Source organism: Janthinobacterium sp. YR213 (assembly GCF_900099875.1).
Taxonomy (GTDB): domain Bacteria; phylum Pseudomonadota; class Gammaproteobacteria; order Burkholderiales; family Burkholderiaceae_D; genus Janthinobacterium; species Janthinobacterium lividum.
Window position 1 is genome coordinate 14025 of sequence record NZ_FNDA01000001.1, and the last position, 20388, is coordinate 34412.

Below are 20388 nucleotides of genomic sequence, written 5' to 3' on the forward strand. Positions count from 1 at the left end.
TGCGCGCCTTATCAAGCAACGCGTCAGAAAGCAGCCCCATGCAACCATCTCCCTTGACCTCCACCGCGCCAGCGGAATTGCGCGCATCTGCGCTGGCCTGCCTGCTCGAACCGGACCCGGCGACCAAGGTGGCGATGGTGGCGGCCATGGCCGAAGCGCAGCTGGCGCTCGATGCGCAGGCGCCGCTGGTGCCGACCGGCCCCGTTCCGGGCCGCCCCGAGCGTCCGGAGCTGGTACCGCCGCGCCTGGTGGGGCGGCGTTCGATGATCACGCCGGAAGGGCGCGCCATGCTCGTGCACGCGCTCGCGCACATCGAGTTCAACGCCATGAACCTGGCCCTCGACGCCCTGTGGCGTTTCCCGGACTTGCCGGCCGAGTACTACACGGACTGGCTGCGCGTGGCGAAAGAGGAAGCCACGCACTTTGCCATGCTGCAGGCGCACCTGCAGGTGCTGGGCCACACGTATGGCGATTTCCCCGGCCATGACAGCCTGTGGGAAATGGTCGACAAGACGCGCGGCGACGTGCTGGCGCGCATGGCGCTGGTGCCGCGCACCCTGGAAGCGCGGGGGCTGGACGCGATTCCGCCGCTGCGCGCCAAGCTGGCGCAGGCGGGAGACATGGCCGCCGCCGCCATCCTCGACATCATCCTGCGCGATGAGGTGGGCCACGTGGAAATCGGCAACCGCTGGTATGGCTACCTGTGCCAGCAGCGGGGCCTGGAGCTGCGCGCCACCTATGCCGAGCTGGCGCTGCGCTACGAAGCCCCGACCCTGCGCGGCCCGTTCAACCTGGAAGCGCGGCGCCGGGCGGGGTTTTCGGAGCTGGAACTGTCCGATTTGCCCGCCTGACGCCATCGCGGCGTGACTGACGGTCACGGGTGGGCCGTCAGGCTGATGTGCCAGTGGCTCAGGTGTCCCTTCTCGATATGGACTTTCATCGGCTTGAGCCACGCGCCCGCGCCGGGGATCTTGTCGGCCGGATCGGCGGAAAAGCGCCCGTTGACGAGCGCCAGCTTGACGAAGCTGGGGCCGATGTAGACGACGCGCGTCCTGGCCGGTAACGCCTCCTGGGCCAGCATGGCGCGGTTGGCCGCGATCCATGCCAGCAAGGCCGCCAGCTTCGGCTTTTGCGCCGGGTTGTTGACCACTTCCGCCTTTGCCGCGATGATCAGTTTCTCGATGTCGGCGCCATTGTTCTGGCCGCCCAGTGTATCCGTGTAGCCGCCCGCGCCGTCCGCATAGCGCAAGTCGATCTGCTGGCCGTCGCTGTGGCCGCTGTGGCCGAGGATGGAGCGGCCCGTGGCCGTCTGCGTCACGTGCTGGCCGCTGATGTCGTCGAAGCGGTAGGCATTGCCCGCCAGCCAGGCGATGGCCAGGCGCGTGGCCCACGAGTCGCCGCCCGCATCGCGCGCGCCATAGCGGCGCGCCGCCAGCGCCGCTTCATTATTGGCCAGATACAGGGGAATGTAGGCCGTGTCGCCCTTGAATTGCACTTGCCCCCCTTCGGCCGGGTCGGAGCTGGCGTCGGTATTGTCGATGCGGCCCTTCAGGCGCACCGTGACGACGGCTTTCTTGTCGAGCTTGGCGCCGGCAAAGACGGGCAGCACCAGGCTGGGAAATTTCACCTTGCCGGCGCTCTTGGTATTGACCTGAGACAATAAATTCACCGTGCTGAAGGCGGGATTGCCGCCACCGGCCGAAATGCCGATATTGACCTCCGTAATCGTCGCCGCCGCCGGCGTGTAGTGCAGTTCCAGCGGCAAGTTGTGGGTGGCCGTCGCCGCTCCTTGCGAGACGGATACATACGGTCCCGGCAGATTGCCCGTCAGCTTGATCGGCTGCAGCACGGGGTGGGCGGCCTTGTTGGGCGAGTTGAATTTCGCCTGCGTCACCTTCAAACCCTTGCACACGAGGCTCAGTTCCACCGTCGTCACGGTGGCCAGGGAGCTGTCGCCGATATTCGTGGCACTGACATTGCCGCCCAGGCTCAACGCTCCGGCCTGGGTTTGCTTGCCGACATCGACGCATTCCGTCCTGACGATGCTGCCCTGCGTGTAGTGCGTCTGGTTGACGGCGCCCGTGGCGGCCAGGTTGACGCCGGGCAGTCCCGTCACGGCGTACGACCAGGTATCGTTGTACTGGCTTTGCGCCGTCGTATAGACGGGGTACTCGGCCGTGCTGACGGTGATTTTCACTCCCACGTTTTTCGTGCCTTTGGGTACCGTGTAGCTGACGGGCACGCTGATGGTCTGGTTTTGCGCGGCGGCCGTGGCCGTGAACGTTTTGCTGCCCTCGTCATCCTGCGGCGTCACGTCCGGCACGGCACGGGACGCGGCTGCCTCGGCGCGCGCGGGCGGACCGGCGCCATCCTGCGTGACAGTGGCGGCCGCGTAGCTTTGCGGCGCGGCGCGCTGGGCCAGGCCGGGGCCGTACGGATAGACGATGTCCACGCTGATGGTGGTGCTGTTGTCGAAGACGGCGGTGCTGACGCTGACCACGCCCGGGTGGACGAGATCGTTCAAGGTCAGCTGGTAGGTATCGGGCAGCACGCCATCGAAATGGAAGGCGCCCGTGGCGTCGACCACGGCCACCTGGCGCTGGTGGCTGTTGTAGCCGGCCAATAACATCTTCTTGCCGGCCAGCCCCGTGGCATTGCCGCCCGCGGGAGTGCGCAGCTGGCCTTGCAGCACGGTACCGGACTTGATGGCAATCAGGGCATAGCTGGCCGTGAATTCACCATCCTGCGAAACGAAATTGAGGTTTATCTCGTAGGTGCCGTTGGGCAGGAGTATCAGCATCTGTTGCATGGCCGCGGCGCTGATGCGGAAACTGTTGCTGGCCGCATCGAAGACCCAATACTGCTTGAGGCTGACGGAAGCGCCGCCCGGCGTCGACAGCAGGCCATCGCTGTCCTCCTGCAGGCTCGTGGGGGCGGCGCCCATCAGGCGAAATTCCAGCGCGGTCGGCTGCAGCCGGTTGTTCGGCCCCAGTCCGGTGATGGCCAGCACGGGCGCCGTGGCGGGCACGTTGCCGTCGTCGTCCGGCTCCACATAGGTTTCCACGGCCGTGGGCAATTCCGTCTGGATCAGCAGGTCGAGGGTGGTGACGCTGTTGCCCTTGCTGAGGAAAAACTGCGCGTGCTGGTCCACGCCCGTGTCGCCAGGCGTGGAAAAGCGCAGGCTGCCGTCCTGCAGCAGCACGTCCGTGACGGCGCCGCTGGCCTTGACGCTGTCGGCGCCGTCCGTAAAACCCAGCTCGGCCAGCGACAGCACGACCACTTGCGCGGGCCGCACGGGATCGAGTGCGATGCCGGCGTTGGCGCTGAAAGTCCACGCCAGGCCGCTGCTCTGGAAGGCGATGTTGCGCTCGATGCGCACGATGATGGTGTCGTCGGGCGTGACGGTGGCGCCCGCATCGATGCTGCCGGCCAGCACGTCGCCATCGATGATGGTGCTGCCTTCGGGCACGCTGTCCAGCACGGCTTGCACATTGCTGGCCGCGGCGCCGCTGTTGTTGCGGATATGCACGCGGTAGGTATAGTCCCAGGCCGTGCGGCTGACGCGCTGTTCGGCCACCTTTTCCAGCTGTGTCACTTCGAAGTCCCCGGCGGCCTGGACGGCGGTTGCGGTGCCGGCCAGCATGACCTTCGGCGCGGGCGGCTGCGTGGGATCGCTCGGCCCGCCGCAGGCGCACAGGCCCAGCGCCAGGCTAGTGGCCAGCGCGGCGGCGGCCAGTTGCCGGCGCCGCAGGCCGGCCATGGCCAGCACGCCGGCCAGCAGCAGCCATGGCGTGGCCGGCAGGGCGACGGCGGCCGGCTGCGTGGTGCCCGCTTCAAGCTCGATGAAGGAGACGGGGTCGAGGATGGAAAACGGCTGGGCGCCGGGGCTGCCCGCGCCCAGGTAATCGAAGGTGACGGAAAATCCCGTGGCCGTGGCGCCGGGCGCGATGCCGCCCGCCAGCGCCAGCGCGTCGAGGTAGCCGCGGGCGGGGATGGCGGGGTCGGGCTGCACCAGCAGCACGTCCCACCCTGGCAGCGTGGAGACGCTGTGCAGGTTGGCATACTGGCCCACGCTGAAGAACAAGGTGAATTCCTCGATGGGTACGGACAGGGTGGTATTGCTGACCGTATAGTCGTAGCGCCACTGCGTGCCGCCCAGCGAAGTCGCCGTGTAGCCGATGCTCGTGGCGTGCGCGGCAGACATTGCGCAGAGTAGCAGCGCCAGCAGCGCCTGTTTGATAAAGCTCATGATCGTTCCCCCGTTGACTGGCGCCAAGCGTGCCCAGGCAAGAGGTCAAGCAGGAAGCATTCCCGAACAATTTTTTCTGTAAAAACAAGGGCTTGGTCGAGGCGGACCGGAGCGGGTGTCAAATCTGCCGACACGGGACGTTATGGCTGAGCCTGTCAGCGCTGTCCTACCCGTCTTGTCGAAACTGTCTGATTGTATGCCTTGCGGAAACACGCGATGATCGTGTTCATGCTGCAACAGCCAACCATTCCGACGGAGTATGCGATGCAAAAGCCAGACCAGTCCATTCACGTGAACAAGCCGTTCCTGCTGATCTGCCTGTTTACTTTCGCGACCCTGGCGGCAACCTTGACCAATACGGGCGAGACGCCGGCCAGTGATGCCGCGCCGGCGCCCGTGGCGCGCGAGGCTGGCCATGGCGCCTTGCCCGTCTGCAGCACAGATGCCCTCAAGCTGTCGGCCCATTGCCAGCCCCAGCCCGGGCGCCAGGCTTGACGGGAACGGACCCTTGCAGCCGCTGCTGCAGCAAGGCCAGCACGGCTGCTTCTTCCGGTGCCAGCGCCTGTAAGTCGTCCTGCATTTGCTGCCGCGCCCGCGCGCGCATGCCTTCCAATAAGCTGCCATCCAGATACGACTCCAGCACGGCCGGGTGCACATAGCACTTGCGGCAGATCGTCGGCGTGTTGCCCAGCTTTTTAGCCACGGACTCGATCGCCTGCACGATGTTTTTCTTGGCTTGCGCATCGGAGTCGACCTGTTCGAACGCTTGCAGGGCCAGCGCGGCCAGCAAGGTGCCGGACCAGGTGCGGAAGTCCTTGGCCGTGTAATCTTCGCCCGTCACCTCGCGCAGGTAATCGTTGACGTCGCCCGAGCCGATGCCGTGGCGCTCGCCCTCCGCATCGACATATTGAAACAGTTCCTGCCCCGGCAGTTCGCGCATGCGCTGCAGCACCCTGGCCAGGCGCCGGTCGCTCAGGCGGATATCGTGGCGCACGCCGCTCTTGCCCTTGAAATGGAAAGCCACGGCGCTGCCGTCGACCTGCACGTGGCGCGTGCGCAGCGTGGTCAGGCCGAACGATTTGTTTGTGCGCGCATATTCTTCGTTGCCGATGCGCATCATCGTCAATTCCAGCAGGTGCACGATGGTGGCCAGCACTTTTTCACGGGGCAAGCCCGGCAACTGCATGCCGCGCGCGACGGCGGCGCGGATGGCGGGCAGGGCGCGGCCAAAGCTGAGCATGCGCTCATATTTCACTTCATCGCGCACCTGGCGCCAGCGCGCATGGTAGCGGTACTGTTTTCGTCCGCGCGCGTCGCGCCCCGTCGCCTGCAGGTGGCCGTTGGCGTGCGGGCAGATCCACACGCCCGTCCAGGCCGGTGGAATGGCCAGTGCCTTGATGCGCGTCAAGATGGTGGCATCGCGCAGGATCGACCCGTCCGCGTCCCGGTAGCGGAACTTGCCGGGCTTGCCCAGGCGGGCGATGCCGCCCTGGTGGTTGCCCGTGTAGCGTAGGCCGGCGGCGCGGGCCGTGGTGGTGGCAGATATTTCCATGACGATAGCTTACCTTGCAGGCCGCGCACCCGCCGCGCCGTTATGCTAAGGTGCGCATTCGTAACGCCGTGCGCGGCAGACAGGAGCAGCAGATGTTTGGCAGAAAAAAGAATCTGGAAGAAGACCACGCCCCCCAGGCCGACAAGCAGTATGAAAAGAAATACACGGATGACAGCTTCTGGGACAAGGTCGTCAAATTCGCCAAGACGGCGGGACGCGAAGTCATCGAGAAAGCCCTGTGGCTGTATTACGCGGCGCAGCAGCCGAATACCCCGCTGTGGGCCAAGACGGCGATCTATGGCGCGCTCGGCTATTTCATTTCGCCCATCGATGCGATTCCCGACATCACGCCCGTGGTCGGCTATGCGGATGACCTGGCCGTGCTGGCGGCGGCTGTCGCCACGGTCGCCACCTACATCACGGCCGAGGTCAAGGAACGGGCCGCCGAGAAACTGCGCGGCTGGTTCGGCGTCTAGGCACCGGGAGCGGGCTGGCCCGGTTGGCCCTTGACGGCATTGCGGTAGCGAGCCCTGGCCTCGGCCCTCTTGACCGCTTCACTGGCGATGTTCTGCGCCCTGATGCGGGCTTTTTCACTCTTGCTGCGCTGCTGCGCCACGTCCTTGTTGCCGATACGGTTAGTCATGCTGGTCTCCTCGTTGAGTGTCAAGTCTGACCAGCACAGCATACTTTCTTGCCCGCGCGCCACCGTGCGTCCGCTCACACAAGCGGCATGCCTACCTCGCTGGCGCCATGCGCCAGCAGGCGCAGCACGACTTCTTTCTGGAATGAGCGAAACTCCTTGTCGGCGCTGACGTTGGCGAAGGCCAGCACGGCAGTCTTGCTGGCCCGGTCGACGCAGACGACGGACGCGGCGCCCGGGTCGCCGCCGCTGTGCGTGGCCAGCGGCTTGCCGTCGACGTCGCGCAGCAGCCACACCAAAGCCTGGCGCACGGACGCATCGGCAGGCACGACGGGGGCCGCTTGCGGGGCGAAAAACAATTGTAGAGTGGAATCTTGCAGGTAACGGTGGCCATCGACCCGGCCGCCATTGCTGAAGATGGCCAGGAAACGGGCAAAGTCATGCGCGGAGCTGCGCAGCAAGCCGGCCGGCCAGTCCGGATAGCCGACGGGCGGCAACACTTGCAGGCCCGGCTCCTTGTGCGCATATGGCTGGGCGACGACGGCGCGCCGCGGCAAGCCGGCCAGGTTCCAGGCCGTGCTGTCCATGCCCAGCGGTTCGAACAGGTGCTCGTGCGCAAAGGCATCCAGGCCATCGGGGTTCAAGCGGCCCACCAGATAGCCGAGCAGGGCGATGCCGACATTGCTGTAGCGCCATTCCGTGCCGGGCCGGGCGGCAAACGACACATCCGCGTCATACCAGGCGCCGCCGCGCGACAGATAGCCCTTGACGAAGTCGCGCAGGGGCAGTCGCGGGTCGCCCTGCACGGCAAACGCCGTCGTCTTTTCGTACACGGCGTCGGAAATGCCCGAAGTGTGGCTGAGCAAATGCCGGAAGGTGATGGGCACATCGGGAAACTTCGGATGCATGAGCGGGAAGTCCAGGTAGGCCGCTACCTTGTCGTCCAGCTGGAAGGCGCCTTGTTCCAGCAGCATCATGATGGCCGTGGCCGTGACGAGCTTGCTGACGGAGGCGACATGGAACACCGTGTTGGCATCGGCTTTCTTGCCGGCCTGGATGTCGGCCCAGCCATAGCCGCGCGCGAATATGGTGCGCTCGCCGCGCACCACGGCCACGCTCATGCCCGGCGTTTCCGTGCGGGCCAGGCCATCGCGCATGAAGCCGTCAAATGCAGTTTCCCACGCCAGCCTGGCCGGATCGGTGGCGCAGCCCGTTTGCAGCAGGGCCAGTGAGACGCCCAGTCCCAGCACGCTTCTTCGTTTCATTGCTTCTCTCTTTTGCCATTTTGAATGATCTTAACAATATTTCTGCCAGTCATAGGGGCAATTGACAAAACATTGCTACACAGCAATGGTGATGAGGGGCTGGCGCCTATTTGCGCCAGTAGCGCTCTAGCAGGGGTTTGACCGTCAGGCCGTGCGCGACGATGGACAGGATGACGACGACCAGGGTGATGTCGGCCAGTTCGCGCGCCAGGCCACGCGGCAAGCCATGCGCGATGGCATAGCTGAGGTAGTACATCGAACCGATGCCGCGCACGCCGAACCACGCGGCCAGCCCGCGCAGGCGCATGCCGGTGCCCGAAGCCAGCAAGCCAAGCATCACGCTGGCCGGGCGCGCCACCAGCAGCAGGAACAGCGCGACGCTCCACGCTTGCCAGTTCCAGGCGGCGGCCGTGACGGCGCCGCCCAGCAACAGCACCAGGGTCAGTTCGGACAGGCGTTCCAGATGTTCCTTGAAGACAAGGGATTCGCCGCTGACGGTCAGCGGCACGTCGCTGCCGTGCGGCTTGGTGGCGGACACGGCATGGGTTTCTTCCGCCTGCAGCAAGCCTTGCCGGTCTTTCGGCGCGCCGGCCAGCCGCAGTTCCGTCTGGCGCAAGGCCACGCCGGCAAAGAAGACGGCCAAGAAGCCCCACGCGTGCAGCCAGGTCGTCAGACCGTAGACGAGGGCGATCAAGCCCAGGGCCGCCAGATCGTCCAGCATCGCGTGTTTCGGTTCCTTGGCGCGCACCTGCCAGCCCAGCCAGGCCAGCAGCGCGCCGCCGGCCGCGCCCAGGGCCATGGCGCCCGCGCTGGCCCAGACCAAATCGCGCCACAGCCAGGTAGCGCCGTGCGGCCCCAGTTCATGCAGGCCCAGCAAGCCCAGGCCCAGCATGACGAAAGGAAAGCCGCTGCCATCGTTCATGCCCGCCTCGCTGGTCAGGATGAAGCGCAATTGCTCGCTGTCGCCCGCATGGCGCAGCTGCACGTCGGTGGCCAGCACGGGGTCGGTGGGCGCGAGGATGGCGCCCAGCAGCACGCCCGCGCCCCATGGCAGGCCCAGCACCCAGTAGGCGAACGCGGCCACCAGGGCGACGGAAATAGCCATCGACAGCCACGCCAGGCGCAGCGACGGCAGCCAGCGCGCCAGGCTGAATGGCACGGGCATCTTGACGCCGGCGGAAAACAGGGAGATGAGGACGGCGATTTCCGTCAGGGTTTCCAGCAGGGGCGCCTGCTGCACCAGGTCGAACGCAAACAGGCCGAGGAACATGGGGCCCAGCAGCAGGCCCACGCCCAGGTAAGCCATGGCCGAGGTCAAGGGCAGGCGCGCGATGCCGTCGGCGCCCAGGCCACGCGCCAGCATCAGGCAGCCGATCAGGATGAACCAGGCGGTGGTGCTCATGCGAACCATTGTAGCGGCGCGCGGACAAGGGCAGCGCGCCGCAGGTTTTTCAAGCCTTGTGCAACTGCACGCTGTCGTTCTGCGCCTGCATGGCGTGCAGCTCGATGGGGTCGTGCGTGGAGCGCAAACGGGGCAGGCCGTGCGGGTAGTGGGCCGTAATAAATGCCAGCATCTGCTCGCGCACGATGCAGCGCAGCTCGAAGGCCAGGCCTGAATCCGCCGCGCTGATCAGAAAGCGCACGCGCACGGCCCGCTCGTTCGAATCCGTCGCCTGCACGGTGCAGACCCGGCCATCCCATTGCGTGGCGGATGCGCAGATGCGCGTCAGTTCCGCGCGCAGCGGTTCGAGCGGGATACTGAAATCGAGCCACAGGAACACCGTGCCCAGAAGGGTGGACGAGCTGTGCGTCCAGTTCTCGAACGGGTTTTCAATGAACCATTGCAGCGGCACGATCAGGCGGCGCTCGTCCCACACGCGCACGACGACATACGTGCCCTTGATTTCCTCGACCTTGCCCCATTCGCCATTGACGATCAGCACGTCATCGATGCGGATGGGTTGTGAAAATGCAATTTGCAACCCAGCAATGAAATTGCCGAGCACGGGACGGGCGGCGATACCGGCCACCAGGCCCGCCACGCCGGCCGATGCCAGCAGGCTGGCGCCGATCTGCCGCGCGCCGGGCAAGGTCAGCAGCACGAAGGCCAGGCCCAGGATCACGACGATGGCGTGCGCGCTGCGCGTGAGCACGCGGGCCTGGGTGATCAGGCGGCGCGCGCGCAGGTTGTCAGCCACGTCGACGGGATTGACTTCGGAAATCGTGATGGAAAGTGCCTGGATGCACTGCATGGCCAGCCAGGTCAGCGCGATGATCAGCGCCACGCTGGTGATATGCGACATGGCGACCAGCCCCGGCGTGTCGTCGGGCGCGCCGGCCAGCACCATGCGCAGGCCGAAGACGATCACGCACAGCTGGCTGGCGCGGAAGGCCACGCGCGTGGCATTGGTGGTGAACGGGCGGCCATTGGCCAGTCTTTTCAGCAAGCTGATGCCGGCCCGGTGCACGCCGATGGCGACCAAGGTGACGAGCAGGGCGGAAACGAACACGGTCAGTGCCGAGCGCAGCGGGCCTCCCATCAGCGAGTGGAACGTGCTGAGATCCATAGGCGAAAACTCCTTGAAATTGGTGGGGGGATGTCGGAAGCGGGTATTTTACGGGCAGATGGCGTAACGGGGGCGTGCGTTGCCGTACGGATAAGACCTGCGTCAACGTGGATACTGGAAGAAATTGCTGCGCTGCGCCATGCTATGTTGACGTTTCAATACGGAAAGCAAACGGGCGTCGCCGCAGTGGAAACATAGTCATACTTGCCATGCTTTTTGTTTTTGCAAAGGAAAACGATGATAGTACGATCACTCCGAATGTCCTTGCGCTTCATCCTGCCACTGGCTCTGGTGCTGGGATTGTTTGCTTATATTGTGGTACCGCTGCTCGACAATATCACCCTGCGCTGGTATGTGCGCGACCTCGACAGCCGGGCAGAATTGCTCGCCGGAACCCTCCGGCCCTCGCTCACCGAATACTTGCCCGCGCAAGATGCCACCCGCATCGGCGAACTGTTCCAGGGCGCCACGCGCGACGAACGCCTGATCGCCATCGGCTTTTGCGACAACGCGGGCCACCTGGTTTACCAGTCCGCGCAATACCCCGCTTCCATCGGCTGCTGGAGCACGCCTTCCACGGGCGGGCTGTACAAATCCCTGGCGCAATTGCCGCAAGGGCAAGTCCACATCAGCGAAACGCCCGTGATGCAGGATGCATCCCAGCTGGGCCGTTTGGTGCTGGTGCAGGACATGAGCTTTGTCGAGCGCCGCAATACGGATACCAAGCGCTTCATCTTTGCCTTCCTGGCCGTGCTGGCCGTATTGATTTCCCTGATGACCGTGTTCGTGGCCCATTTGAGCTGGCGCGGCTGGCTGTCGGCCGTGAAGGATATTTTACGGGGCGAATTGCTGCCGAAAAGTAATGGGGCAGTGGCCGCCGCCACGGCGCCCGCCGCCGCGCCCGCGCCGCCGCCGGAAATGCAGCCGCTGATCGGCGACTTGCGCGAATTGCTGCAGGAATACCACCTGGAACGCCAGGGCGACAACGGCTGGTCGTCCGACTGGACACCGGACAAGCTGCGCGCCTTGCTGGAAGCTGACTTGCAGGGCGACCAGGTGCTCGTCGTGTCGAACCGCGAACCGTATATCCACACGAAAACAGATGCCGGCATCACCGTGCAGCGTCCCGCCAGCGGCCTGGTGACGGCCGTGGAAGCCGTGATGCGGGCCTGTTCCGGCACGTGGATCGCGCATGGCGCCGGTTCCGCCGACCGCGAGACGGTCGATAAGCTCGACCATGTGCCCGTGCCGCCGGACAATCCCAGCTATACCTTGCGCCGCGTGTGGCTGACGGACGAGGAAGAGCAGGGCTATTATTATGGTTTCGCCAATGAAGGCATGTGGCCGCTGTGCCATATCGCCCACGTGCGTCCTGTGTTCCGCTCGTCCGACTGGGAGCAGTACGTGAAGGTCAACCGCCGCTTCGCCGACGCCGTGATCGCCGAGGCGAAGACGGACAACCCCGTCGTGCTGGTGCAGGATTACCACTTTGCCTTGTTGCCGCGCATGGTGCGCGAAGCCTTGCCGAAAGCGACGATCATCACTTTCTGGCATATCCCCTGGCCGAACTCGGAATCGTTCGGCATTTGCCCTTGGCGCGAAGAAATCCTCGACGGCTTGCTGGGCAGCACCATCCTCGGTTTCCATACGCCATTCCACCGCAAGAATTTCCTGGAAACGGTGGACCGCTACCTGGAAACGCGCATCGAGCCGGAAGCGTCGACGATTTCCTATGGCGGCGAGATGACGCAGGTCGAGGATTACCCGATTTCCATCGCCTGGCCGGAAGACAATCCGGGGCAACCGGACGTAGCCACCTGTCGCGCGCAAATCCGCAGCGAACTGGGCGTGGCGTCCGACCACTTGCTGGGCATCGGCGTGGACCGCCTCGATTACACGAAGGGCATCGTCGAGCGCTTCCAGGCCGTCGAGCGCATGCTGGAACAGCAGCCTGGCATGGTGGGCAATTTTACCTTCGTGCAAATCGCCGCCCCCAGCCGCGCTTCGCTCGATGAATATCAAAGCTTCGACGCGCGCGTGCGCAAGATGGTCGAGCGCATCAACCGCCGCTTCGGCAGCGGAGACTATGTGCCCATCCTGCTGAAAGCGGAGCACCACGGCCAGGACGATTTGCAACGCTATTTCCGCGCCTCGGAAGTGTGCATGGTGACGAGCTTGCATGACGGCATGAATTTGGTGGCCAAGGAATTCATCGCCGCGCGCGACGACGAGCTGGGCGTGCTGGTGCTGTCGCAATTTACGGGCGCCGCGCGCGAGCTGCATGAAGCGCTGATCATCAACCCGTATCACATCGAGCAGGGTGCCGACGCCCTGTACCGCGCCCTCGTGATGCCGCCCGTGGAGCAGCGCGAGCGCATGAAGAGCATGCGGGCCCGTGTGAAACATTTCAATGTCTACCGCTGGGCCGGGCGCATGCTGCTGGACGCGGCCCGCTTGCGCCAGCGCGACAAGGTCATGACCAAGATCGACGCCCACAGCCGCATCAAGCGGCGCAAGGGGATCTGATGGACGATACCCCTGACGATAGCGCGGCCTTGCTGCAACTGCTGGGTACGCCTGGCACAGCCGTTTTCCTCGACTTCGACGGCACCCTGGTCGACCTGGCGTCCACGCCCGATGGCGTGCGCCTGGAAGCGGGCGTGGTCGAAGCGCTGGCGCTGCTGGCCGAGCGCCACGGCGGCGCGCTGGCCCTCATTTCCGGGCGCCCCATAGTCCAGCTCGATGCCATGCTGGCGCCCTTGACCCTGCCGGTTGCCGGCGTGCATGGCGTGGAGCGGCGCGGCGCCGATGGCGTGCTGCATGTGGCGGCCACGCCCGATGTCTCGCCCGTGCTGGCGCGTGCGCAGGAGTTGGCGGCGAGGTACCCCGGTTTGCTGGTGGAGCAGAAGCGCGGTGCCGTGGCCCTGCATTACCGGCTGGCGCCAGATCTCGAGCAATTATGCCTGCAGGAAATGACCGCAGCCGTGCAAGCGTGCCCGGGGGTATTGCTATTGCATGGCAAAATGGTCCTGGAAGCCAAGCCGGCTGCCACCGACAAGGGCGGCGCGATTGCCGCCTTCATGCAGGAAATGCCATTCGCCGGCCGCCGGCCCGTGTTCGCGGGCGACGACACCACCGACGAGGCAGGCTTTGCCTATGTTCAACTAGCAGGCGGGCAGGGCGTGAAAGTGGGCAAGGGCCCCAGCGCCGCCACCCTGCGCCTGGCCAGCCCGGGCGCCTTGCGCGCCGCGCTGCTGGCCGCGTCTGTATCCCCTTTCAAGGAGTAGCCGATGACCATATCCACTGAACAAGCTGATGACACCCCCGGCGGCGCGTCCGCGCCAGCATCCCTCAACTGCGGTGTGGTGGGCAATTGCGCCTTCAGCGCGCTGATCGACCAGGCGGGGCAGGTCGTCTGGTCCTGCCTGCCCCGTTTCGACGGCGATCCCGTCTTCAACGGCTTGCTGGACGCCACGGAAAACGGCAGCGTGTGGGCCATCGACATTGAAAACTTTGCCCGCAGCGAACAGTTTTATGAGCCGAACACGGCCGTGCTGCGCACGCGGCTGTACGACACGGACGGACGGGGCGTGGAAATCACGGATTTCGCGCCCCGATTCCTCAGCCGCGACCGCATGTTCCGCCCGCTGATGCTGATCCGCCGGGTGCGGCCGCTCGATCATGCCGTGCGTATCCGGGTGCGCCTGCGCCCCCGCTACGACTGGGGCAAGCTGGCGCCGCAAATCACGCAGGGCAGCCACCATATCCGCTACGTGGGGCCGGAACAGACCTTGCGCCTGAACACGGATGTGTCGCTCAACTATGTGCTGAGCGAAACGTATTTCGTGCTGGGCGGCACGGCCAACTTCCTGCTGGGCCCGGATGAAACCCTGGCCGGCGGCATCGACGAAACGGCGCGCATCTTCGAAAAGGAAACCATCAACTATTGGCGCACCTACACGCGGCGCCTGGCCGTGCCGCTGGAATGGCAGGACGTGGTCATCCGCGCCGCCATCACATTAAAACTGTCTTTATATGAAGACACGGGCGCCATCATCGCCGCCATGACCACCAGCATCCCGGAAGCGCCCGGCAGCAGCCGCAACTGGGATTACCGCTACTGCTGGCTGCGCGATGCCTTCTTTGTCGTGCGTGCATTGAACAGCCTGTCGGAAGTGGGTACGATGGAAGAGTATTTGCGCTGGCTGACGAATATCGTCGCCCGCTCGAAAGGCGGCCACATCCAGCCCCTGTACGGTATCGGGCTGGAAGAGCAGTTGCCCGAATCCATGCTCGACCACTTGCCCGGCTACCGGGGCAACGGCCCCGTGCGCGTCGGCAACCAGGCGCAGGAACACTTCCAGCACGACGTGTACGGCAACATCGTGCTCGGTGCTGCCCAGGCTTTCCTCGACCACCGATTATTCCACCGGGCGGGAAAAGCCGAGTTCGCCGCGCTGGAAGCCGTGGGCGACCAGGCGTTCCGCCTGCATGCGGAACCGGACGCGGGGATGTGGGAACTGCGCACGCGGGCGCGCGTCCATACCTCGTCCATGCTGATGAGCTGGGCGGCCTGCGACCGCCTGGCCAAAGTCGCGCACAAGCTGGGCTTGCCGGACCGCGCCGACCACTGGAACAGCCGCGCCGTGCTGATCCGTGAACGCCTGCTGCGCGAGGCGTGGAGCGAGGAGCGCCAGGCGTTCGCGGAAAGCCTGGGCGGGCGCGACCTGGACGCGTCCGTCCTGTTGATGGCGGAAGTCAACTTCATCGACCCCATGGACCCGCGTTTCATCGCCACCGTCGACGCCCTCGAAGCATCGCTGTGCGACGGCCCCTACATGCGCCGTTACGAAGCGCCCGACGACTTCGGCAAACCGGAAACGGCCTTCAACATCTGCACCTTCTGGCGCATCGACGCCCTGGCCCGCATCGGCAGGAAAGACGAAGCCCGCAAAATCTTCGAAACAATGTTGCTGGCGCGCAATCACCTGGGCTTGCTGTCGGAAGATACGCATCCCGTGACGGGGGAGATGTGGGGGAACTTCCCGCAGACGTATTCGATGGTGGGCTTGATTAACTGCGCGGTGAGGTTGTCGGCGCCTTGGGATAGTGCTATTTAACTGTGCTATTCCAGCTTAATTATTCTAATTGAGTTTGATTTAATTTTTTCCTTGAAGCCCGCTGAAAGCGGGCTTTTCTCATGCAGCGTTTGATCGATATGTTTAATGCCTTTATCGCGCGGATTTTGTACTAAAAGGTGTCATCTAAAATAAAATTCCACTTTGAATTTCTCAGTTATATGAGAAGATGTCTGTGGCGGTAAGTCACCTTCGAGTAGGCTTAGAGTAAGACTCGACGACTATCCGGAGCAGCCATTGCGGTGCTGGGAGATACAGTGGATAGGGTAAGCCCAAAAGTTAAATTATCAATATCTTCCTGCATGATGCACAGATCTTTCGCCAGCATGCTGCGTGTGATCTTTTCTGCCCGAAGTGCATCGAAAATTTTTCGTAAAACTTGAGAGGATTCATGGCGCATCGGTCTCGGCTCTGAGGTGCGATAGCCATTTTTTGCCATTTGAATGCAAAGATTGCGATATGACCACTCAGTAAATAGGCCTAAATGATTCATTCGATATGCAAGAGCCGCTAACGAGACCCCCCATATATGTTTTATCTGCATCAGTTTGTCTAGCGTCAAAACTCCAGAACCTCTTGCGAGTACATTCGCTCTCGGCATTAGGAATGCCGAGGCAAATGCATTAGCCTCACGTTCCATCTCCGGGTTATGATCTTCTCCGTGCAACATGCTATGTCGGTCGCGGACTAAGTGACCTAGCTCATGAGCAGCGTCAAATCGGCTATGTTCGGCAGACTTGAACGTGTTGAGAAAGACAAAAGGATGTTCCCTGTGCCACACGCTAAATGCATCTACCTCTTTAGCTTCAATCGCTAATGAATAGACCCGAATTCCTTTTGCTTCTAGTAGATGAATAAGGTTGCCGATCGGAGTCTCTCCCAAGCCCCAAACACGACGTAAGGTTGCTGCTGCGTCTTCAGGGGATAGGTCACTTAGGTCAGGTAAGTTGGTCTGCGGAAGGCGAAACCGTTCTTCTATCCAATCGTTGAGTAAGAATGCCATTACACCAGCACCTAGAGCGGTGTTTCTTAGTGCTGCGGACATTTTTGACATTGACCGGAAACTGACTGTGTCCGGTTCAATAACGGGCAGGTCGTCTCCTGAAAAAAACTCTACTGGGAAATGGAGGAGCGCACTAATCGCTGCAAGTTTCTCCGGTTCTGGCGTGTATTCGCTCAATTCATACCCTTGTATCGAGCGCACTTGCAGACCTAATTCCTTGGCAAGGCGAGCCTTCGTAAATCCGCGTCGTGTACGAGCGAACGTTAGCCTTGATGGGTTAAAAAACATTATACCTCTAAATTATTTATGTTCCAGTGCGTCGTTCAATGGGTACATCAATAGGTCCAGTGGGACTGTCATTCTGAATAAAAGCTTCACCATCAGGTAGAATGGAAGAGAGAATAATTCGCTCTTTCCAATTTATAATTTTTTTTCTTTCAAATTCCGAAGGCAATGAGAGCTCAGCTCTAATTTCAGATTTCCCATTTGAGCCAGTACTGACGTGATAAAGTAAAACCCACAGTTGTGTAGCTTCTTTCGAATTGGCAAGCCTTGTAGATGCCAAATCTGCGTTAAAAAGAGTCAATTGTTTGTAGTTGTTGGCTACAGCTTGTTTAAGAACAGCCCCTTTTTCTGCTTGATTTGTGGGATATCCGCCGATGGAGCCAGTATCTGAATCACCTGTCATTACTACAATTGCAATTTTTCGATTGGGGTCGACAATAAACGGACAATTACGCGTGTTCTCAGGTTTCCATCCGCGCTCAACTAATAAAGAGCGAATAGCGTACACAGCAGCGTGCCAATGATATGAACCAGCGGCTGTGGTCGAGTGTAACTCTGTCGCTTCAATTCGCGCTCGGTAGCCATGTTCGCTGACCTCTCGTAACAACGCTTCATTCAGGCTTGCGCTCAGTTCAGAGAGGCGACTAGAGACCAATGCGGGCTCCCAGACTACCTTGCACACAAATTGATTGGGCATCGGGGGAATACCAGGCAGTTCTTGTAACAAGGAAGCCTCCACAGGTAAATTTACTTCCGATAATCTTACCACGGAATGAGGTTGATAAACCGGAAGTTGGCGCTCAATTTGACTATAAGCATTTTTCGTCTGCACGGTGGCGTGGTGGCGAGAACTTTCCTTCGTAGGCTCGAACACGGATCGTAAGAGCTACTGGCAACTTTTATGGCTACTGATATTCTGAAAGCGTTCATAAAGCAGAAATCTATTAAGCACCCGAGAGCCTGCTGAACAGAATCATTCGCTGCGTTCACCACGTCCATACAACCTGCACTCCGCCGCCAGCGCCAGCAAGTTCGGGTCGCGCTCGCGGCTGCTCAGCATCAGCAGGGTGATTTGCTGGTGCGAGCCGTAGCGGGCGTCCAGCGGAATCAGTTCGATGCGGGAGCTGAAGGCGCGCACTCTGCCGGGCAGCAGGCTGTAGCCGATGCCGCCGCTGACCAGGTTGATCAGCGAAAAGATGTCGCCCACGCGCATGGCCGTGTCGGGCACGAAGCCGGCCAGCTCGAATGCATGGTTGAAGCTTTGCGAGGTGACGAAGCCTTCGTTGAGCGTGACGAATTTGTCGTCGCGCAGCGCCTGCAAGTCCACGGAAGCGGCCCCCGCATAGGGCGAAGCCAGCGGCGCGGCCAGGAAGATGTCGTCCTGGAACAGGGGCACGGCCACCAGCCCGGCATGCTGTTCGTCTTCCTGCACGCCGACGATGATGGCGTCCAGCCTGCCGTCGGCCAGGCTTTGCAGCAGTTCGCGGTTCGAACCCAGCGTCAGGTCGATGTCCAGGCCCGGCCGGCGCAGCTTCAGGGCGATCACCAGTTGCGGGATGCAGTGCAGGGTCAATGAATACAGCGAGCCGATCTTCAGGCGCACGGGGTTGATGCCCGACATTTCGCGCACCTTGCGCACGCCTTCCTCGCATTCGGCCAGCGCGCGCCGCGCCGATTCGGCAAAGGTGTAGGCCGCATGCAGGGGGATCAGGCTGCGCCCCTCGCGCTTGAACAGGGGACAGCGCAAGCCGTCTTCCAGCGAGTGCAGGGCGCGGTGCACGCTGACCGTGCTCTGGCCCAGCGCATCGGCCACGCGGGCCAGGTTGTTCAATTCCATGAAACTGAGAAAAACTTCCAGCTTTTTCAGGGTAATTTCTTCGTTGATGGCCATGATCACCGTGATTATCGTGAGTTCATTAACTTCAGGGTAATGAACATGGTAGCAGGTTGATTGTCGCGGTTCCGTTTTCGCTCTATCGTCGGGGTTCGATAGCTCATTCCGGAGGCAAGATGTCAACCGCCACAGCAGCGCCAGGGCAGCGGCAAAAACAATGGGACACGCGGCGCACCGAGAAGCGCCGCCGCCTGGAAGCCGTACGCCAGTACGCGAGCGGCCCCGTGCTGCAACAGGGCGACATGGTCGCCGTGCTCGAAGCGCTGCTCGCGCCGGGCGACCGCGTCGTCCTTGAAGGCAATAACCAGAAGCAGGCCGATTTCCTCGCCCGCATGCTGACCCAGGTCAATCCCGACAAGATCCACCATCTGCACCTGATCATGCCCAGCGTCAGCCTGCCCGAGCACCTGGACCTGTTCGAACGGGGCATCGCCCGCAAGCTCGATTTCTCGTTTGCCGGCACGCAAAGCCTGCGCATCGCCCAGTTCCTGCAGGATGGCTTGCTGGAAGTGGGCGCCATCCACACCTACATCGAGCTGTATGCGCGCCTGTTCGTCGACCTCACGCCCAACGTCGTCATGGTGGCCGGCTACATGGCCGACCGCCAGGGCAATCTGTACACGGGCCCCAGCACCGAGGACACGCCCACCCTGGTGGAATCGGCCGCCTTCCGCGACGGCATCGTCATCGCCCAGGTGAACCAGATCGTCGACGATGTCAGCGACTTGCCGCGGGTCGACGTGCCCGGCTCGTGGATCGATTTCGTCGTGCAGTCCGACAAGCCGTTCTTCATCGAGCCCCTGTTTACCCGCGATCCGCGCGTGATCAAACCCGTGCACGTGCTGATGGCCATGATGGCGATCCGCGGCGTATATGAAAAACACCAGGTGCAGTCGCTCAATCACGGCATCGGCTTCAATACGGCCGCCATCGAACTGATCTTGCCCACGTATGGCGAGCAGCTGGGCTTGAAGGGCAAGATTTGCCGCAACTGGGTACTCAACCCCCATCCGACCCTGATCCCCGCCATCGAGACGGGCTGGGTCGAGAGCGTGCACTGCTTCGGCGCGGAGCTGGGCATGGAAGGCTATGCGGCCGCGCGGCCCGACGTGTTTTTCACGGGCCGCGACGGTTCCATGCGCTCGAACCGGGCCCTGTGCCAGCTGGCCGGCCAGTACGCGGTCGACCTGTTCATCGGCGCCACCCTGCAGATGGATGGCCTGGGCAATTCGTCCACCGTCACGAATGGCCGCCTGGCCGGTTTCGGCGGCGCGCCCAATATGGGCCACGATCCGCATGGCCGGCGCCACCCGACGCCGGCCTGGCTGGACTTGATCGAGACGGACGACCCTCTGGCGCGCGGCAAGAAGCTGGTGGTGCAGATGGTCGAAACGTTCCAGGATGGCGGCCAGCCGACCATCGTCGAATCGCTCGACGCCGTGGCCGTGGGCCAGGCCAGCGGCATGCCGCTGGCGCCCGTGATGATCTATGGCGACGACGTCACCCACGTACTGACGGAAGAGGGCATCGCCTACCTGTACAAGGCCCGTTCGCTGGACGAACGCAAGGCCATGCTGGCGGCCGTGGCCGGCGTCACGCCCATCGGCCTGCGCCACGACCCGAAGACGACGGCGAAACTGCGCGCCGACGGCCTGATCGCGCTGCCCGAGGATATCGGCGTGCAGCGCGGCGCAGCCAGCCGCTCGCTGCTGGCCGCAAAAAGCATCGCCGACCTGGTCGAATGGTCGGACGGCCTGTATCAACCACCCGCCAAATTCAGGAGCTGGTAATGATG

At 62.9% G+C, this 20388-nt stretch carries 16 protein-coding genes; 7 read left to right on the plus strand and 9 right to left on the minus strand.

The window, feature by feature from the left end:
• Positions 1-38 precede the first annotated feature (38 nt).
• Positions 39-851, plus strand: a complete 813-nt coding sequence (locus BLT98_RS00055) for a ferritin-like domain-containing protein (protein ID WP_092604741.1) — start codon at positions 39-41, stop codon at positions 849-851.
• Positions 852-874: 23 nt separating this feature from the next.
• Here the strand turns inward: BLT98_RS00055 and BLT98_RS00060 are convergent, their stop codons facing one another.
• Positions 875-4249: a hypothetical protein gene (locus BLT98_RS00060; RefSeq protein ID WP_092604742.1), complete on the minus strand. Its 3375-nt coding sequence runs from the start codon at positions 4247-4249 to the stop codon at positions 875-877.
• 264 nt (positions 4250-4513) lie between these two features.
• On the opposite strand from BLT98_RS00060, the gene BLT98_RS00065 reads away from it, so the two are divergent.
• Positions 4514-4744, plus strand: a complete 231-nt coding sequence (locus tag BLT98_RS00065) for a hypothetical protein (RefSeq protein WP_139178901.1) — start codon at positions 4514-4516, stop codon at positions 4742-4744.
• Here BLT98_RS00065 and BLT98_RS00070 read toward each other — a convergent pair.
• The gene (locus BLT98_RS00070; protein ID WP_092604744.1) at positions 4698-5801 is read right to left on the minus strand and encodes a DNA topoisomerase IB; all 1104 of its coding nucleotides are present in this window, start codon (positions 5799-5801) and stop codon (positions 4698-4700) included. The two genes, BLT98_RS00065 and BLT98_RS00070, sit on opposite strands and share 47 nt — an antisense overlap.
• Positions 5802-5893: 92 nt before the next feature.
• Between BLT98_RS00070 and BLT98_RS00075 the strand changes: the two genes are divergently transcribed.
• On the plus strand, positions 5894-6277 hold the full coding sequence (locus tag BLT98_RS00075; protein WP_052140069.1) for a YkvA family protein: 384 nt from the start codon (positions 5894-5896) through the stop codon (positions 6275-6277).
• Here the strand turns inward: BLT98_RS00075 and BLT98_RS29030 are convergent.
• The 4 genes from BLT98_RS29030 to BLT98_RS00095 all read right to left on the minus strand — a co-directional run bounded on the left by BLT98_RS29030 (position 6274) and on the right by BLT98_RS00095 (position 10273).
• A complete protein-coding gene (locus tag BLT98_RS29030) occupies positions 6274-6444 on the minus strand; it encodes a hypothetical protein (protein ID WP_167468658.1) in 171 nt (56 codons plus the stop codon). The two genes, BLT98_RS00075 and BLT98_RS29030, sit on opposite strands and share 4 nt — an antisense overlap.
• A 74-nt stretch (positions 6445-6518) precedes the next feature.
• Positions 6519-7706, minus strand: coding sequence for a serine hydrolase domain-containing protein (locus BLT98_RS00085; protein WP_092604746.1), 1188 nt, complete (start codon positions 7704-7706; stop codon positions 6519-6521).
• Positions 7707-7812: 106 nt separating this feature from the next.
• Positions 7813-9108 carry a cation:proton antiporter gene (locus BLT98_RS00090; protein ID WP_092604747.1) on the minus strand — a complete coding sequence of 432 codons (1296 nt, stop codon included), beginning with the start codon at positions 9106-9108 and terminating at the stop codon, positions 7813-7815.
• 49 nt (positions 9109-9157) lie between these two features.
• Positions 9158-10273, minus strand: coding sequence for a mechanosensitive ion channel family protein (locus BLT98_RS00095; RefSeq protein WP_092604748.1), 1116 nt, complete (start codon positions 10271-10273; stop codon positions 9158-9160).
• Positions 10274-10510: 237 nt separating this feature from the next.
• Between BLT98_RS00095 and BLT98_RS00100 the strand changes: the two genes are divergently transcribed.
• From BLT98_RS00100 to BLT98_RS00110, 3 genes are read left to right on the plus strand one after another with little or no spacing between them, the layout of a single operon-like run.
• Positions 10511-12799 (plus strand): alpha,alpha-trehalose-phosphate synthase (UDP-forming), encoded by a 2289-nt coding sequence (locus BLT98_RS00100; protein WP_170846242.1) that lies wholly within the window; start codon positions 10511-10513, stop codon positions 12797-12799.
• Complete coding sequence (gene otsB, locus BLT98_RS00105; RefSeq protein ID WP_092604750.1) at positions 12799-13560, plus strand: trehalose-phosphatase; 762 nt, start codon at positions 12799-12801, stop codon at positions 13558-13560. Before BLT98_RS00100 ends, otsB begins: the two co-directional genes overlap by 1 nt.
• Before the next feature lie 3 nt (positions 13561-13563).
• A complete protein-coding gene (locus tag BLT98_RS00110) occupies positions 13564-15393 on the plus strand; it encodes a glycoside hydrolase family 15 protein (RefSeq protein WP_092604751.1) in 1830 nt (609 codons plus the stop codon).
• A gap of 220 nt (positions 15394-15613) precedes the next feature.
• Here BLT98_RS00110 and BLT98_RS00115 read toward each other — a convergent pair whose 3' ends face one another.
• From BLT98_RS00115 to BLT98_RS00120, 3 genes are all read right to left on the minus strand, one after another.
• The gene (locus tag BLT98_RS00115; RefSeq protein WP_170846243.1) at positions 15614-16702 is read right to left on the minus strand and encodes an XRE family transcriptional regulator; all 1089 of its coding nucleotides are present in this window, start codon (positions 16700-16702) and stop codon (positions 15614-15616) included.
• Between the two features lie 16 nt (positions 16703-16718).
• Complete coding sequence (locus BLT98_RS28535) at positions 16719-17531, minus strand: hypothetical protein (RefSeq protein ID WP_139178904.1); 813 nt, start codon at positions 17529-17531, stop codon at positions 16719-16721.
• A 141-nt stretch (positions 17532-17672) separates the two neighbouring features.
• On the minus strand, positions 17673-18590 hold the full coding sequence (locus BLT98_RS00120; protein WP_092604753.1) for a LysR family transcriptional regulator: 918 nt from the start codon (positions 18588-18590) through the stop codon (positions 17673-17675).
• A gap of 119 nt (positions 18591-18709) precedes the next feature.
• Here BLT98_RS00120 and mdcA point away from each other — a divergent pair, with 119 nt between their 5' ends.
• Positions 18710-20383 (plus strand): malonate decarboxylase subunit alpha, encoded by a 1674-nt coding sequence (gene mdcA, locus BLT98_RS00125; protein ID WP_092604754.1) that lies wholly within the window; start codon positions 18710-18712, stop codon positions 20381-20383.
• Positions 20384-20388: the final 5 nt, after the last annotated feature.